Here is a 13,248-nt window from a genome sequence, read left to right on the forward strand (position 1 = left end):
GGGTGGGGATCGGGGGCGGGGGAGGTCTGGTGCGTGGTCGGTGCCGTTGCGTTGCCGGCTTGCGTGTCGCTGGCGGGGGAGGTCTGGTTGGGGTAGTCGCTTGCTTTTCGTTGCCGGGCGGCGGTTGTTGTTGTTGCGGGAGTTTTTCCGGTCCTGTCCCGGTTCTGGAGCATCTGTGCTTCACTTCCCGTGACCGATCGGGCACGAGGAAGGACCTCTGGGGTGACGAGCTGGCGCGATCTCGCGACGTTCATCCGGCAGCAGTACAAGGTGGTTCGGGACGAACCGGACGAACTACGCATCCGGATCCGCTTCCAGTCCGATCCCGAGGAGGAGGAGCGCACCCAGATCGTCGTGATCGCCCGGGAGGTTCTCGATCGGCGGGACGAGTGGATCCAGATCGCGACACCGTTCGCCCGGGTGGACGAGGTGGACGTCGTCGGGGTGCTGGCCGAGGTCGGGCACACCACCGTCGTCGGCGGGGTGGTCGTCATGGGCGAGTACCTGGTGCTCCGGCACTCCCTCCCGCTGGCCAACCTCGACATCAACGAGTTCGTCGACCCGCTCGCCCTGGTCACCAGCTCCGCCGAGCTGCTCGAAGAACAGCTCACCGGGCGCGACGACTACTGAAATCCGGTTGCTCTGAAATCCGGTTGCTCCGGGCCGATCCGCGGGTAACCCTGTGGATCCACCTGAGCGAAAGGATCTTCGGATGTTCACCGCCGTCGAGGGCGCCCGCGTGCCGATCCGCATGTGGGCCGACCCGGCGACCGTCGAGGACGCAGCGATGCGTCAGCTGCACAACGTCGCCAACCTGCCGTGGGTGCACGGTCTGGCCGTCATGCCGGACGTGCACTACGGCAAGGGCGCGACAGTCGGCAGCGTGATCGCGATGCGTGACGCGGTCTCCCCCGCCGCGGTGGGTGTGGACATCGGCTGCGGCATGAGCGCGGTCCGTACCTCGCTGACGGCCGGCGACCTGCCCGACGACCTCGGCAAACTGCGCCGCCGCATCGAGGACGCCGTTCCAGTCGGCTTCGCCATGCACCGCACCCCGGTCAACCCCGCCCGCGTGCCCGGCACCGGCGGGTGGAACGAGTTCTGGTCGGCGTTCGGGCAGCTGCACGACGGCGTCCAGAACCTGCGCGACCGGGCGCGGGCGCAGATCGGCAGCCTCGGCGGTGGCAACCACTTCATCGAGGTGTGCCTCGAACAGGGTGGCCCGGACGCCGGCCGCGTGTGGCTGATGCTGCACTCCGGCTCCCGCGGCATCGGCAACGAGCTCGCCAAGCGGCACATCGACGTGGCCCGCAAGCTGCCGCACAACGCGGACCTGCCGGACCGCGACCTGGCGGTGTTCGTGTCGGGCACCCCGGAGATGGCGGCCTACCGGCGCGACCTGTTCTGGGCGCAGACTACGCGGCCCGCAACCGGGCCACGATGGTCGCGCTCGTGCAGCAGGCCGTCGCCGACACGGTGCCGGGCGTGCGGTTCGACGAGCCGATCTCGTGCCACCACAACTACGTCGCCGAGGAGACCTACGACGGCGTAGACGTGCTGGTCACCCGCAAGGGCGCGATCCGCGCGGGCTCCGGCGACCTCGGGATCATCCCGGGCAGCATGGGCACCGGCTCCTACATCGTCCGCGGCCTCGGCAACGAGACCTCGTTCCACTCGGCGTCGCACGGAGCCGGGCGGCGCATGTCGCGCACCAAGGCGCGCAAGACGTTCACCGCCGCCGACCTCGCCGCCCAGACCGACGGCGTGGAGTGCCGCAAGGACGAGGGCGTCGTCGACGAGATTCCGGCCGCCTACAAGGACATCGACTCGGTGATCAAGGCGCAGACCGACCTCGTCGAGGTGGTCGCGCACCTCAAGCAGGTGGTGTGCGTCAAGGGGTAGGCAGCGGCTTCGCCGGGTAGCTGCGCAGCACGAGCGACGTGGTGACCGGCCCGAAGCGGGCCAGCGAGTCCACGATCTGTTCGAGCCGTTCCGCGTGCGTGCAGTGCACGTCGAACAGCAGACAGTCCTCACCGGTCACGCGGACCGTCGAGACGACCTCGGCGATCCGCTCGGCGAGGGCCAGCGCCTTCGGCAACTGCGCGTGCGTGGTGCGCAGCCGGACGACGGCGTGGATGTTCAGGCCCACCGCGGCGGGCGCGACGACCGCGCGGTACCCGAGGATGACGCCGCTCTTCTCCAGGCGCTGGATGCGCGCGCCGGCCGCCGGCTGGGACAGCCCCACCCGGCGGCCCACCTCGGCGCCGCTGAGCCGCCCCTCGGTCTGCAACAGCTCCAGGATCGCGCGGTCGATCTCGTCGAGTGATTCCATCGTTGTCGCCGCCACTTCCCTTGAGATCACTTGCCCGGCCCGCCACGGACGGTTGAACCATCGATCATCGTCCACGGCGGCACCCGGTCGTGCGGGGGCCAAGAGTGGAAGCGGCGGTGGACGTTGGTCGCGTACGTCATCATCCCGGGGATCGACGGTTCGGACGAGAAGCACTGGCAGACCGTGTGGGAGGAGCGGTGGGGCGCTTCGGCCGTCCGGATCGCCCCGGCCTCCTGGACGGAGCCGGACCTCGCGGACTGGGTGGCGGCGGTCGGCGCCGCCCACGCGACCGCGGCCCGGCGCGGCGAGCGGGTGGTGCTGGTGGCGCACAGCCTCGGCTGCTGGGCGGCGGCCGAGTGGCTGGCCGCGGCCCGGCCGCGCGGGGTGGCCGCGTTCCTGGTCGCACCGCCCGACCCGCGGGGGCCTGCGTTCCCCCGCCAGGCCGCGCCGACGTTCGCGAACCTGCGGGCTCGGCCGCTGCCGTGCCCCGGCCTGGTGGTCGCCGGCGACGACGACCCCTACTGCGAACCGGCGGCCTCGGCCGCGCTCGCCGGCGCGTGGCGAGTCCCGCGGCGCCTGCTCGCCGGGCACGGCCACCTCAACTCCGCCAGCGGCCTCGGCGACTGGCCATCCGGCCTCGCCCTCCTCACCGAAGTCGCCGCCTGACCTACCACTGCCGTCCCACACGCAGCGCCCCCAGTTCCGGCGCGGACAGGTGCAGCACCTCGTACCGCTCGGTCGCCTCGCCGTCGTGCTCGCCGAGCACGAACCGCACCAGCTGCCAGTGGTGCGGGTCCAGCGCGAGGGCCGCGCTGTGCACCCCGGACCCTCGGGCGGTCGCGCTCAGCCCGGCGAGCGCCTCCTCGACGGCCGCGGCGGCATCCGCACCGACCGGGGTGACGAGGCGCGACGCGTGCCGGGGCGTGCGGTCGCGCGCCGGACCGGGCTGGAACGCCAGCCCGGTCCAGTGCCGCACCACCGGGCGGCCGAAGTCCCGCACGATGTTCTCGAAACCGCCGCCGCCCACCAGGAACTCGGCCATCCGCCCGGGGTCCCGCCACAGGTAGAACGGCGCGTACTGGTTCGGGCTCTCCCGGAGGAGGTACGCCTTCAGGCCGAGGCCCGCGCGGTCGTCGAGCGCGTGCCCGCGCTCGACGACCCGCCTGCGGATGATGCCCATGTCGTAGTCGGCGGGCAGGGCGATCTCGTACTGCTTCGCATACACCCCCGCACTGTACCTACTGGTATGTACGAAGGACGTAGCCGGTGTACTGGTACTCCGAGCCGTGCTCGCGGCGCATCGCGATCTCGCGGCGCGCCGCGGCGACCGCCTCGGCCATCGCCGGATCGCCGGCGGCGGCGTCGGCCCGCGCGGCCAGGTGGTCGTAGAACTCGTCGAACCAGTCGCTGTCCGGCTGCGGGAACACCGCCTCCACCCGGTAGCCCGCGGCCACCGCGGCGGCGGAGTTCTCCTCGGTCGTCCTCAGTGGATACTGCTCGTCCCAGAACTCCCGCGCGGCCGCCGACGGCGTGCCGGTGGACCATTCGCACTCGGTGAGCACGAGCGCGCCGCCGGGCTTGAGCAACCTCTTCCACGTGCGCAGCGCGGTGTCGAAGCCGAGCACGAAGACCGAGCTTTCGGCCCACAACAGGTCGAACGTGCCGTCCGGGAACGGGGGGTCGGCCATCGACGCGTTGACGGTGTCGACGTCGAGCCCCTCGGCAGCCTTGGCGAGGTCGTCGAGGAAGGGCTGATGGGTGTCCAGGCCGGTCACCCGCGCGCCGGCTTTCGCCAGCAGCAGCGCCGACCGGCCGGGGCCGCACCCGAGGTCCAGCACGCGGGGCCGTTCGGGCAGCGGGCGGGCGAGATCGAGGAGGCGGAGGGTGGTGGCGTCCGAACCCGGGCCCTGCCGCGGCAGGCCGTGGAACAACGCGAAGAACGCTTCAGTCACGTGCGGCAGCCTCCGGCCCGCCGCACGGTCGCGCAACCGGTTTTCAGCCGGCCAGGTCGACCTCGGCGGTCAGCACCCCGTGGTGCTCCTGCAGGTCGACGCACCAGGTGCGGGCGAGCCGGTCGAGGATGTGCAGCGGGAGCCGCAGCGCCGCGTGACCGGGCAGGGTGCGGCAGCGCAGCTCGCGGATCTCGGCGCGCAGGCTGCTGCCTTCGGTGTGCCGGAGGCGGACCGTGAACGGCACATGCGCGTGCCTGCAGGCGAGACTCGCGAGGGTGTCGACGACAAGGAGCGCGCGTTCGTTCGCCTCCTCGCTCTCCTCGTCGAGGAGCGCGCGGAGGTGCCGCCGGAGCCCGGCGAGGTGGGGCGCGCCCAACAGGGGCACGCCGCTGGTTCTGTCACAGATCTGGGCTGAGTCCGGCAAGACGGTCCTCCGCTGGTCCTTCAACGGGCGTGGAGCGTCGTTGTACCCCGGTCAAGGGAACGCGAAACCTGCTCGCCGTCAACGGCCCAGATCCGGTGCTGCGTCGGCGATCCGCTGCCGCATCGAACGTTCCCGCAAGGCCTCGATGGCCTCGTCGACCAGCTTGGTCAGCGGGTATGCCAGCTCGGCTTCGAAACGTTTCGCCGCGGCGGTGGTCGCCGCCCACTCCGCATCCAGGACGGGCAGCAACTCCTCGGCCTTGGGTGTCAGGTGGACGATGCGATGGCGGGCGTCGGCGCCCGGCCTGAGCGTCACCAGCTCCGCCTTCACCATCTGCGCGACCGTCTGGCTCGCCGCCGAGTGGGTGACCCCGATGGCGGCGGCGAGATCCCGGATCGGCTGCGGGCCGTCTGCGGCCAGCGTCCGCACCACCGGCGTGAAGCGCGGCCGGAACCACGCCAGGCCGAGGTCGGCGTAAACGGCGGCGACGTCACCGTCCAGCAGTTCCAGCAGGTGCCGCAGCCGGGTGGCGAGGAGTTCGGCGCCGGGGATTGTCACAGCGCTAATATAACAGCACTGTTGCATCTGGAGGGATCATGACCCAGCTCCACCCCGTCGCCGAACCCCACACCGAAGGCATGCTGGACGTCGGCGACGGCAACCGGATCCACTGGGCCGAGTGCGGCAACCCCAGCGGCAAGCCGGCCGTGTTCGTCCACGGCGGCCCCGGCTCCGGCGCCTGGACCAATTCACGCGGCTACTTCGATCCGGAGCGCTACCGGATCATCCTGTTCAGCCAGCGCAACTGCGGCCGCAGCACGCCGCACGCGAGCGACCCGGCCACCGACCTGAGCCACAACACCACCGAGCACCTGATCGCGGACATGGAACGGCTGCGCGAGCACCTCGGGATCGAGCAGTGGCTGCTCTTCGGGGGTTCCTGGGGCTCCACGCTGCAACTCGCCTACGCCGAGCGGCACCCGGAGCGGGTCAGCGAAATCGTGATCGTCGGCGTGACCACCACCCGGCGCCGCGAGATCGACTGGCTGTACAACGGGGTCGGCCGGTTCTTCCCGGCGGAGCTGGAGCGGTTCCGGGCTGGCGCCGGCGACGTCGAGGGTGACACGTTCGACGTCCTCGCCGCGTACGCGCGCCTGCTGGCGGACCCGGATCCCGAGGTGCGGACAAGGCCGCGCGGGACTGGAGCACCTGGGAGGACGCGGCGATCTCACTCGAACCCAACGGGGTGCCGAACTCCTACAGCGACCGGCCGTCCCGCGACCTGCTCGCGATGACGCGGATCTGCGCGCACTACTTCTCGAACGCCGCCTGGCTGGAGGAGGGTGTGCTGATCCGGGAAGCCCACCGGCTGGCGGGGATCCCGGGGAAGCTCATCCACGGCCGTCTCGACCTGTCCGGCCCGGTCGAGACGGCGTGGGAGCTGACCAAGGTGTGGCCGGACGCCGAACTGATCGTGATCGACGACTCCGGCCACACCGGCAGCGACGCGATGCGGGCGGCGATGCGCGCCGCGCTCGACGAGTTCGCGGTCAGGCCAGCTCGGGGATGACCTTGTTCGTGAACAGCTCCACCGACGCGCGGTCGTAGGCGATGTCGGCGAAGTAGGTGATCGCGTAGGTCATGCCGAGGCCGCGCAGCTCGGTGAGCCGCTCGGCGATCTGCTCGGGAGTGCCGACCAGCGGCCCGTTCGCGAACGAGTTGACGGTGCTCTCGAGCAGCTCGGCGGACAGGTGCGGCTCGTAGTGCGAGCGGATCCACGCCAGGCGGTCGGCCACGTCCTTCTCGGTCTCGCCGATGACGACGTTGTAGTTGGCCGAGCGGACGATGGCGTCGAAGTCGGTGCCCACGTCCTTGCAGTGCGCGGCGAGGACCTCGGACTTGTGCTTGAAGTCCTCGGCGCCACCGGCGAAGTTCGTGTACCGGGCGTACCGCGCGGCGATGCGCAGCGTCTTCTTCTCGCCGCCGCCGGCGATCCACAGCGGGATGCCGCCGTCCTGCAGCGGCAGCGGGTACGACAGCGCGCCGTCGACCTGGTAGTGCTTGCCGTTCAGCGTCGCCTTGCCCTCGCTCCACAGCTGCCGCATGATCTGCACACCCTCGTCGAGCATGCCGAGCCGCTCGCCTGCGGACGGGAAGCCGTAGCCGTAGGCCCGCCACTCGTGCTCGTACCAGCCGGCGCCGATGCCCATCTCGACGCGACCGCCCGAGATGACGTCCGTGGTCGCCGCGACCTTCGCCAGGTAGGCCGGGTTGCGGTAGCTCATGCAGGTGCACATCTGGCCGAGACGGACGCGGCTCGTGGCCGCGCCGAGCGCCGCCATCAGCGACCACGCCTCGTGCGTGGCCTCGGCCAGCGGAGCCGGGACGGTGTGGAAGTGGTCGTACACCCACACCGACTCGTACGGCCCGTTCTCGGCGTACCGGGCGATGTCGAGCATGGTCTGCCACTGCCCGGCGGGCTCGATACCGGTCAGGTCGAGCCGCCAGCCCTGGGGGATGAACAATCCGAAGCGCATGCGCCCAGCCTAGCCGGGGCGCCGGCGCCCGTCAGAAGAAGCCTTCATGTCCTTTTCGGACGTTTGGTCCGGTCGTCACGCTCTGCCGGTGGCCGAAGTCGGCGCTGATCCGGTCGGCCGCCTTGATCAGGAGCGGCACCACGTCGGTGCGCAGTTGTTCCACTGTGGACCGTCCGCTGGACGTCGAGGAGGCCAGGGCGGCCACCACGGCGCCGGAGGAGTCCCGCACCGGCACGGCGGCCGAGAGCAGCCCCTTCTCCAGCTCCTCCGCCACCACCGAATAACCCAGCGAGCGGACGTCACGCAACCGCCGCCGGAACTCGTCCGGATCGGTGACCGTGTGCTCGGTGTGGGCCGTCAGGCCCGCGGCGATGACGTGGTCGACCACCTCGTCCGGCGCCCAGCCCAGCAGCACGCGGCCCATCGACGTGGAGTGCGCGGGCACGCGCGTCCCGATCGACACGTTGATGCTCATGATCCGCCGCACCGGCACGCGGGCTACGTAGACGACCTCCGTGCCGTCCAGCGCGGCCAGCGACGCCGACTCGCCGGTCTGCTCGGCGAGCCGGAGCAGGTGCGGCTGCGCGATCTCGATCATGCCGTGCGAAGCGGAGTAGTGCTGCCCGATGCTCAGCACGCGCGGCGTCAGGGTCCAGCGCCCGCCCTCGCCGTGCACGTAACCCAGATGCTGGAGGGTCAGCAGGATCCGCCGCACCGCCGGGCGCGACAGCTGCGTCGCGGCCGCGAGTTCGGCGAGCGTGGGGTTGGGCCGCTCCGCGTCGAACGCGAGCAGCACCGCGAACCCCCGCTCGAGGCTCTGGATGAGGTCGCGCGGATTCCCCTCGGTGGTCATGGCCGCCATCTTCCCGCACCTGAGGTATTGACTCGCGCACCCACCAGCAGGCACTCTCCTTGTGAACGCAGAGCGTGCAACTAGTACGCAGAGCGTACAGGAGGTGTCGAAGATGACGCTCGACCAGCGCCAGCTGCGCACCGGCTTCGGCCGGTTCGCCACCGGTGTCACGGTGGTGACCTGCCGCAACAGCGCCGGGGAACCCCACGGCGCGACCGTCAACGCCTTCACCGCGGTCTCGCTGGAGCCCGCGCTCTGCCAGGTGACGCTGACCCGCTCGTCCAAGGCATGCGGCTACCTGGCGGACTCCCCGTTCGCGGTGAACGTCCTCGCCGCGGACCAGCTCGACACGGCGATGCACTTCGCGGGCCGCCCGCAGGACCCGGGCCCCCGCTGGGGCACCGGCCCGACGGCGCCCGTGCTGCTGGGCAACGCCGCGACGATCTCCTGCCTGCCGTGGCGCACCTACGACGGCGGCGACCACCTGATCGTGCTCGGCGAGGTCGTCGACCTCGAACTCACCGACGCCGAGCCGCTGCTGTTCTACGCGGGCCGCTTCCGCAACCTCGGCCCCGCCGACGACGGCTCGCACTGGGCCGTCTCCCTCGACTGCCCCGAGATCGGCTGGTTCCCGGCCGCTCCGGCGGCCGTCTGACCACCCACCACCAGATCCCGTTCAACGACGAAGGGACCACCCCGTGGCGATCCACCAGCCCGACGAGGCCGTGACCCCCACCCGGACCACCCGCCCGATGACCGGCGAGGAGTACCTCGACAGCATCCGGGACGGCCGCGAGATCTTCATCTACGGCGAGAAGGTCGACGACGTCACCACCCACCCGGCGTTCCGCAACTCCGCCCGGATGACCGCACGCCTCTACGACGCGCTGCACGACCCGGACAAGCAGGGCGTCCTCACCGCGCCGACCGACACCGGCAGCAGCGGGTTCACGCACCCGTTCTTCCGCACCCCGCGCAGCCGGGAAGACCTGTTCGCCGACCGGGACGCCATCGCCGAGTGGGCCCGCATGACCTACGGCTGGATGGGCCGCAGCCCCGACTACAAGGCCGCCTTCCTCGGCACGCTGGGCGCGAACTCGGACTTCTACGAGCCGTTCGCCGACAACGCCCGCCGCTGGTACACCGAATCGCAGGAGAAGGTCCTCTACTGGAACCACGCGATCATCAACCCGCCGGTCGACCGCGACCGCAACCCCGACGAGGTGAAGGACATCTTCATCCACGTCGAGGAGGAGAAGGACGACGGACTGATCGTCTCCGGCGCCAAGGTGGTCGCCACCGGTTCGGCCATCACGAACTACAACTTCATCGCCCACTACGGCCTGCCGATCAAGAAACGCGAGTTCGCGCTGGTGTGCACGGTGCCGATGGGCGCGCCGGGCATGAAGCTGATCTGCCGCCAGTCCTACGCGCAGAGCGCGACCAGCGCGTTCGACTACCCGCTGTCGTCCCGGTTCGACGAGAACGACACGATCTTCATCCTGGACAAGGTGAAGATCCCGTGGGAGAACGTCTTCATCTACGGCGACGCCGAGAAAGCCAGCACGTTCTTCCCCGGCTCGGGCTTCCTGCACCGCTTCACCTTCCACGGCGTCACCCGGCTCGCGGTCAAGCTCGACTTCATCGCCGGCCTGCTGATGAAGGGCGTGGAGGTCACCGGCACCAAGGACTTCCGCGGCATCCAGACCCGGGTCGGCGAGGTCATCGGGTGGCGCAACCTGTTCTGGGCGCTGTCCGACGCGATGGCCGCGCGGCCCGACGAGTGGATCGACGGCGCGGTCCTGCCGCACCTGGACTACGGCCTTGCCTACCGGTGGTTCATGACCGTCGGCTACCCCCGGGTGCGCGAGATCATCATGCAGGACCTCGGATCCGGGCTGATCTACCTGCCCTCGCACGCCGACGACTTCAAGTCGCCGGAGGTCCGCCCCTACCTCGACCAGTACGTGCGCGGCTCGAACGGCATCGACGCGATCGAACGCGTCAAGCTGATGAAGCTGATCTGGGACTCGATCGGCAGCGAGTTCGGCGGCAGGCACGAGCTGTACGAGCGCAACTACTCGGGCAACCACGAGGGCGTGCGCGCCGAGCTGCTGTTCGCCGCGCAGCAGTCGGGCCAGGCCGACGGCATGAAGGGCTTCGCCGAGCAGTGCATGGCCGAATACGACCTGGACGGCTGGACCGTGCCGGACCTGTTCAACCCGGAAGGCCGTCGCTGACGGTCCGGTGATCCCACGGCGGGGTCCGGTGGACGACGACGTCGCCGGGCCACCACCGCCGGGTGCGGCGCCTCGTCCCCCGGGGCGCCGCACCCGGTGCGACCAGCGAGGAGCTGCGATGACCGCGATGCTGTGCCCGGTGTGGCGCGACACCGTGCCCGCCGGTCTCGGGCCGTGCGTGGTGACCCTCGGCGTGTTCGACGGGGTGCACCGAGGGCACGCGCGGCTCATCGGCGAGGCCGTCGGCATCGGCCGTGCCCGCGGCCTGCCGACGGTGCTCGTCACCTTCGACCCGCACCCGGCGCGGGTCGTCGGGCCGCCGCGGTGCACGGACGCGCTCAGCACCGTCGAGCGGCGCGCGGAACTGGCCGGGGAACTCGGTGTCGACGCGGTGTGCGTTCTGTCGTTCACACGGGAGCTGGCCGGGATGTCGCCCCTGGACTTCGTCGCCCGGATCCTGGCCGGGCGCCTGCGCGCCGCGGCCGTGGTGGTGGGCGGGAACTTCACGTTCGGCCACCGCGGCGAGGGCACGCCGGAGACGCTGCGGCGGCTCGGGCGCAACTACGGCTTCACCACGCACCCGGTGGACCTGCTGCCGCTGGTCTCGTCCACGCACGTCCGGTCGTGCCTGCGGGCGGGCGACGTGGACGGCGCCGCGCGAGCGCTGGGCCGGCCGCACCGGGTCGAGGGTGTGCTCGCCGACGGGCGGCTGCGGGTGGAGCCGGGCACCGCGCTGCCCGCACCGGGCGTCTACCGGGGACGGCTGACGTGCGGGGACGAGGTCCTGGTGGAGGTGGACGCGGAAGATGTGGCAGTCCGCACCTCCCGGACCGGCGCGACCGGTCTGGACTTCCTCAGCGGCTGATGCGGCCAGGCATCGGCTGCGGCTTGCTGGGCGGTGGCTGCGGGCTCGGTGGCCGGCGCTGCCACGGCCGGGAACTGGTCCTGCGCACCTGACCCCCCGGGACGGTCTCGACGACATTCGCTGGCGAAGACTAACCACACCCCGGGTGTGACTCACGCGGCGCACCCTCGTTCTGCGACCGCAGTTGCAGGAGGGACTGTTGTTACGGCTGGTCCGGTCCTTTTCGCGCAACTCCCACTATGCGAGGTGCGACGACGGACACCTTCGCGCCCCGCGGGAAGATCAACTCCCGGCAGTGTGACACGACGAACCCGGCGGCCTCGATCGCGGTGCGGGTGTCCCGGTTGGGCAGGCACCCGCCCATCAGCCGTGGCCAGACCAGTGCGGCGAGGTCCTGCCAGCGCGCGCGCAGCGGAGTGCGGGCGCGGACGTGCTCGTAGAACCGCAGCCGTCCGCCCGGCCGGAGGACGCGCCGGAACTCGGCGAGCGCGGCGGCCTGGTCCGGCACCGAGCACAACACGCCGCTGACCACGACCTCGTCGACGGACCCGTCCGGCAGCGGCAGGCGGTCGGCGCGCGCGTCCAGGACGGGGACGCCGGACTTCGCCGCCTCGGCCCGCAGGGCGGGCTCCGGCTCGACGGCCGTGAGGTCCACGCCGGGCGGGTAGTGGGGGAAGTTCAGCCCGGTGCCCGCCCCGACTTCGAGCACCCGCCCCCGCGCGCCCGCGAGGAGCTCCCGCCGGAGAGCGGCGCCGCCCCGGGCCTCGTTGCGGGCGCCGATGCGCTTGAACAACCAGGGGAAGAAGCGGTTCGCCATGCCTCGACGTTAGGGGAGGTCCGCCAGGCCCGGTACCGGTCCGGCAGGCAGACCGCGCAGGGCCGGTACCCGGCGGCGACCGCGGTCCGCTCGTCGGCGAAGAAGACGCGGTGGCGGGCATAGTGGCCACGGGCGAGGGCGCGCCGGGCGAACGGGCAGGTGAGCAGGCCGTAGATCCGCAACCGCCGGTGCCCGCCGAGGGTGCCCGGGACAGCGCTCCGGTAGAGGCGGCCGTCGGCGCCGAGGAGGGTGTAGACCACGGGGTCGATGTTGCCGGTGTTCGGTGGGATCGGCTGGCGTGTTCCGATCGTGGCGGCCGAGCGGTTGTGGCGGTCAACCGTGGCAGCCGACGGCCGAAGCGGTCAGGGTTGTGGCACGCAGCGGCCGAAACGGGTGCCCGGGACAGCGCTCCGGTAGAGGCCGGCCGTCGGCGCCGAGGAGGGTGTAGGCCACGGGGTCGAGGATGCCCGGACCGGGAACACTGCGCTGGCGTGTTCCGATCGTGGCGGCCAGCGGTTGTGGCGGTCAACCGTGGCAGCCGATGGCCGGAGCGGTCAGGGTTGTGGCACGCAGCGGCCGAAAGGGGTACCCGGGACAGCGCTCCGGTAGAGGCCGGCCGTCGCCGCCGAGGAGGGTGCAGGCCACGGGGTCGATGTTGCCGGTGTTCGGTGGGATCGGCTGGCGTGTTCCGATCGTGGCGGCCGAGCGGTTGTGGCGGTCAACCGTGGCAGCCGACGGCCGAAGCGGTCAGGGTTGTGGCACGCAGCGGCCGAAAGGGGTACCCGGGACAGCGCTCCGGTAGGAGCGGCCGTCCGCGCCGAGGAGGGTGCAGACCACGGGGTCGAGGACGCCGGTGTTCGGCGGGGCCGGCTGGCGTGTTCCGGTCGTGGCGGCCAGCGGCTGTGGCGGTCAACCGTGGCAGCCGATGGCCGATGCGGTCAGGGTTGTGGCACGCAGCGGCCGAAAGGGGTGCCCGGGACAGCGCTCCGGTAGAGGCCGGCCGTCGGCGCCAAGGAGGTGTAGGCCACGAGGTCGACGACGCCGGTGTTCGGCGGGACCGGCTGGCGTGTTCCGGTCGTGGCGCCCAGCGGTTGTGGCGGTCAACCTTGGCAGCCGATGGCCGAAGCGGTCAGGGTTGTGGCGCGCAGCGGCCGAAAGGGGTACCCGGGACAGCGCTCCGGTAGAGGCCGGCCGTCGCCGCCGAGCAGGGTGCAGACCACGAGGTCGA

14 protein-coding genes and 2 pseudogenes are annotated in these 13,248 nt (G+C 71.4%); 7 read left to right on the forward strand and 9 right to left on the reverse strand.

Annotated elements, in window-relative coordinates; all coding sequences use genetic code 11:
• Positions 1-222: 222 nt before the first annotated feature.
• Together ACCP09_RS18325 and ACCP09_RS18330 are read left to right on the forward strand one after the other, a co-directional pair.
• Positions 223-630, forward strand: coding sequence for a hypothetical protein (locus ACCP09_RS18325; protein ID WP_017984168.1), 408 nt, complete (start codon positions 223-225; stop codon positions 628-630).
• 82 nt (positions 631-712) lie between these two features.
• Positions 713-1,902, forward strand: a pseudogene (locus tag ACCP09_RS18330) (RtcB family protein).
• Here the strand turns inward: ACCP09_RS18330 and ACCP09_RS18335 are convergent.
• Positions 1,892-2,332, reverse strand: a complete 441-nt coding sequence (locus ACCP09_RS18335) for an Lrp/AsnC family transcriptional regulator (protein ID WP_431906368.1) — start codon at positions 2,330-2,332, stop codon at positions 1,892-1,894. The pseudogene ACCP09_RS18330 and the gene ACCP09_RS18335 sit on opposite strands and share 11 nt — an antisense overlap.
• A gap of 123 nt (positions 2,333-2,455) precedes the next feature.
• Between ACCP09_RS18335 and ACCP09_RS18340 the strand changes: the two genes are divergently transcribed.
• Positions 2,456-2,998: an RBBP9/YdeN family alpha/beta hydrolase gene (locus tag ACCP09_RS18340; protein ID WP_433748168.1), complete on the forward strand. Its 543-nt coding sequence runs from the start codon at positions 2,456-2,458 to the stop codon at positions 2,996-2,998.
• Between the two features lies 1 nt (position 2,999).
• On the opposite strand, the gene ACCP09_RS18345 is transcribed toward ACCP09_RS18340, so the two are convergent.
• From ACCP09_RS18345 to ACCP09_RS18360, 4 genes are all read right to left on the reverse strand, one after another.
• On the reverse strand, positions 3,000-3,557 hold the full coding sequence (locus tag ACCP09_RS18345) for a DUF4865 family protein (RefSeq protein WP_433748171.1): 558 nt from the start codon (positions 3,555-3,557) through the stop codon (positions 3,000-3,002).
• Between the two features lie 13 nt (positions 3,558-3,570).
• Positions 3,571-4,284, reverse strand: a complete 714-nt coding sequence (locus ACCP09_RS18350; protein ID WP_027934685.1) for a class I SAM-dependent methyltransferase — start codon at positions 4,282-4,284, stop codon at positions 3,571-3,573.
• Positions 4,285-4,327: 43 nt separating this feature from the next.
• Positions 4,328-4,669: a hypothetical protein gene (locus ACCP09_RS18355; RefSeq protein WP_027934684.1), complete on the reverse strand. Its 342-nt coding sequence runs from the start codon at positions 4,667-4,669 to the stop codon at positions 4,328-4,330.
• 117 nt (positions 4,670-4,786) lie between these two features.
• Complete coding sequence (locus ACCP09_RS18360) at positions 4,787-5,266, reverse strand: MarR family winged helix-turn-helix transcriptional regulator (protein ID WP_027934683.1); 480 nt, start codon at positions 5,264-5,266, stop codon at positions 4,787-4,789.
• A gap of 38 nt (positions 5,267-5,304) precedes the next feature.
• On the opposite strand from ACCP09_RS18360, the pseudogene pip reads away from it, so the two are divergent.
• Positions 5,305-6,278, forward strand: a pseudogene (gene pip / locus ACCP09_RS18365) (prolyl aminopeptidase).
• Here pip and ACCP09_RS18370 read toward each other — a convergent pair.
• Both ACCP09_RS18370 and ACCP09_RS18375 read right to left on the reverse strand, forming a co-directional pair.
• The gene (locus ACCP09_RS18370; RefSeq protein ID WP_433748176.1) at positions 6,259-7,245 is read right to left on the reverse strand and encodes an LLM class F420-dependent oxidoreductase; all 987 of its coding nucleotides are present in this window, start codon (positions 7,243-7,245) and stop codon (positions 6,259-6,261) included. The pseudogene pip and the gene ACCP09_RS18370 sit on opposite strands and share 20 nt — an antisense overlap.
• Before the next feature lie 31 nt (positions 7,246-7,276).
• Positions 7,277-8,107, reverse strand: coding sequence for an IclR family transcriptional regulator domain-containing protein (locus ACCP09_RS18375; protein ID WP_027934680.1), 831 nt, complete (start codon positions 8,105-8,107; stop codon positions 7,277-7,279).
• Positions 8,108-8,210: 103 nt separating this feature from the next.
• Between ACCP09_RS18375 and ACCP09_RS18380 the strand changes: the two genes are divergently transcribed.
• The 3 genes from ACCP09_RS18380 (at position 8,211) to ACCP09_RS18390 (ending at position 11,203) form a co-directional block, all read left to right on the forward strand.
• Positions 8,211-8,753 carry a flavin reductase family protein gene (locus tag ACCP09_RS18380; protein WP_123685281.1) on the forward strand — a complete coding sequence of 181 codons (543 nt, stop codon included), beginning with the start codon at positions 8,211-8,213 and terminating at the stop codon, positions 8,751-8,753.
• A gap of 97 nt (positions 8,754-8,850) precedes the next feature.
• The gene (locus tag ACCP09_RS18385; protein ID WP_228685351.1) at positions 8,851-10,338 is read left to right on the forward strand and encodes a 4-hydroxyphenylacetate 3-hydroxylase family protein; all 1,488 of its coding nucleotides are present in this window, start codon (positions 8,851-8,853) and stop codon (positions 10,336-10,338) included.
• Between the two features lie 118 nt (positions 10,339-10,456).
• Entirely contained in the window at positions 10,457-11,203 is a 747-nt protein-coding gene (locus tag ACCP09_RS18390; RefSeq protein WP_433748180.1) for a cytidyltransferase, read from the forward strand.
• 202 nt (positions 11,204-11,405) lie between these two features.
• Here ACCP09_RS18390 and ACCP09_RS18395 read toward each other — a convergent pair whose 3' ends face one another.
• Positions 11,406-11,996 carry a class I SAM-dependent methyltransferase gene (locus ACCP09_RS18395; RefSeq protein ID WP_433748235.1) on the reverse strand — a complete coding sequence of 197 codons (591 nt, stop codon included), beginning with the start codon at positions 11,994-11,996 and terminating at the stop codon, positions 11,406-11,408.
• Positions 11,882-12,280 (reverse strand): Ada metal-binding domain-containing protein, encoded by a 399-nt coding sequence (locus ACCP09_RS18400; RefSeq protein ID WP_433748183.1) that lies wholly within the window; start codon positions 12,278-12,280, stop codon positions 11,882-11,884. The genes ACCP09_RS18395 and ACCP09_RS18400 overlap by 115 nt, the downstream gene beginning before the upstream one ends.
• Positions 12,281-13,248: the final 968 nt, after the last annotated feature.

The organism is Amycolatopsis sp. 3B14 (assembly GCF_050958625.1).
Classification (GTDB): domain Bacteria; phylum Actinomycetota; class Actinomycetes; order Mycobacteriales; family Pseudonocardiaceae; genus Amycolatopsis_E; species Amycolatopsis_E thermoflava.

Coding starts and splice junctions, on each gene's coding strand:
- ACCP09_RS18335 (WP_431906368.1), bottom strand. CDS start 2,332: ATGGAATCACTCGACGAGATCGACCGCGCGATCCTGGAGCTGTTGCAG.
- ACCP09_RS18370 (WP_433748176.1), bottom strand. CDS start 7,245: ATGCGCTTCGGATTGTTCATCCCCCAGGGCTGGCGGCTCGACCTGACC.
- ACCP09_RS18375 (WP_027934680.1), bottom strand. CDS start 8,107: ATGGCGGCCATGACCACCGAGGGGAATCCGCGCGACCTCATCCAGAGC.
- ACCP09_RS18380 (WP_123685281.1), top strand. CDS start 8,211: ATGACGCTCGACCAGCGCCAGCTGCGCACCGGCTTCGGCCGGTTCGCC.
- ACCP09_RS18385 (WP_228685351.1), top strand. CDS start 8,851: ATGACCGGCGAGGAGTACCTCGACAGCATCCGGGACGGCCGCGAGATC.
- ACCP09_RS18390 (WP_433748180.1), top strand. CDS start 10,457: ATGACCGCGATGCTGTGCCCGGTGTGGCGCGACACCGTGCCCGCCGGT.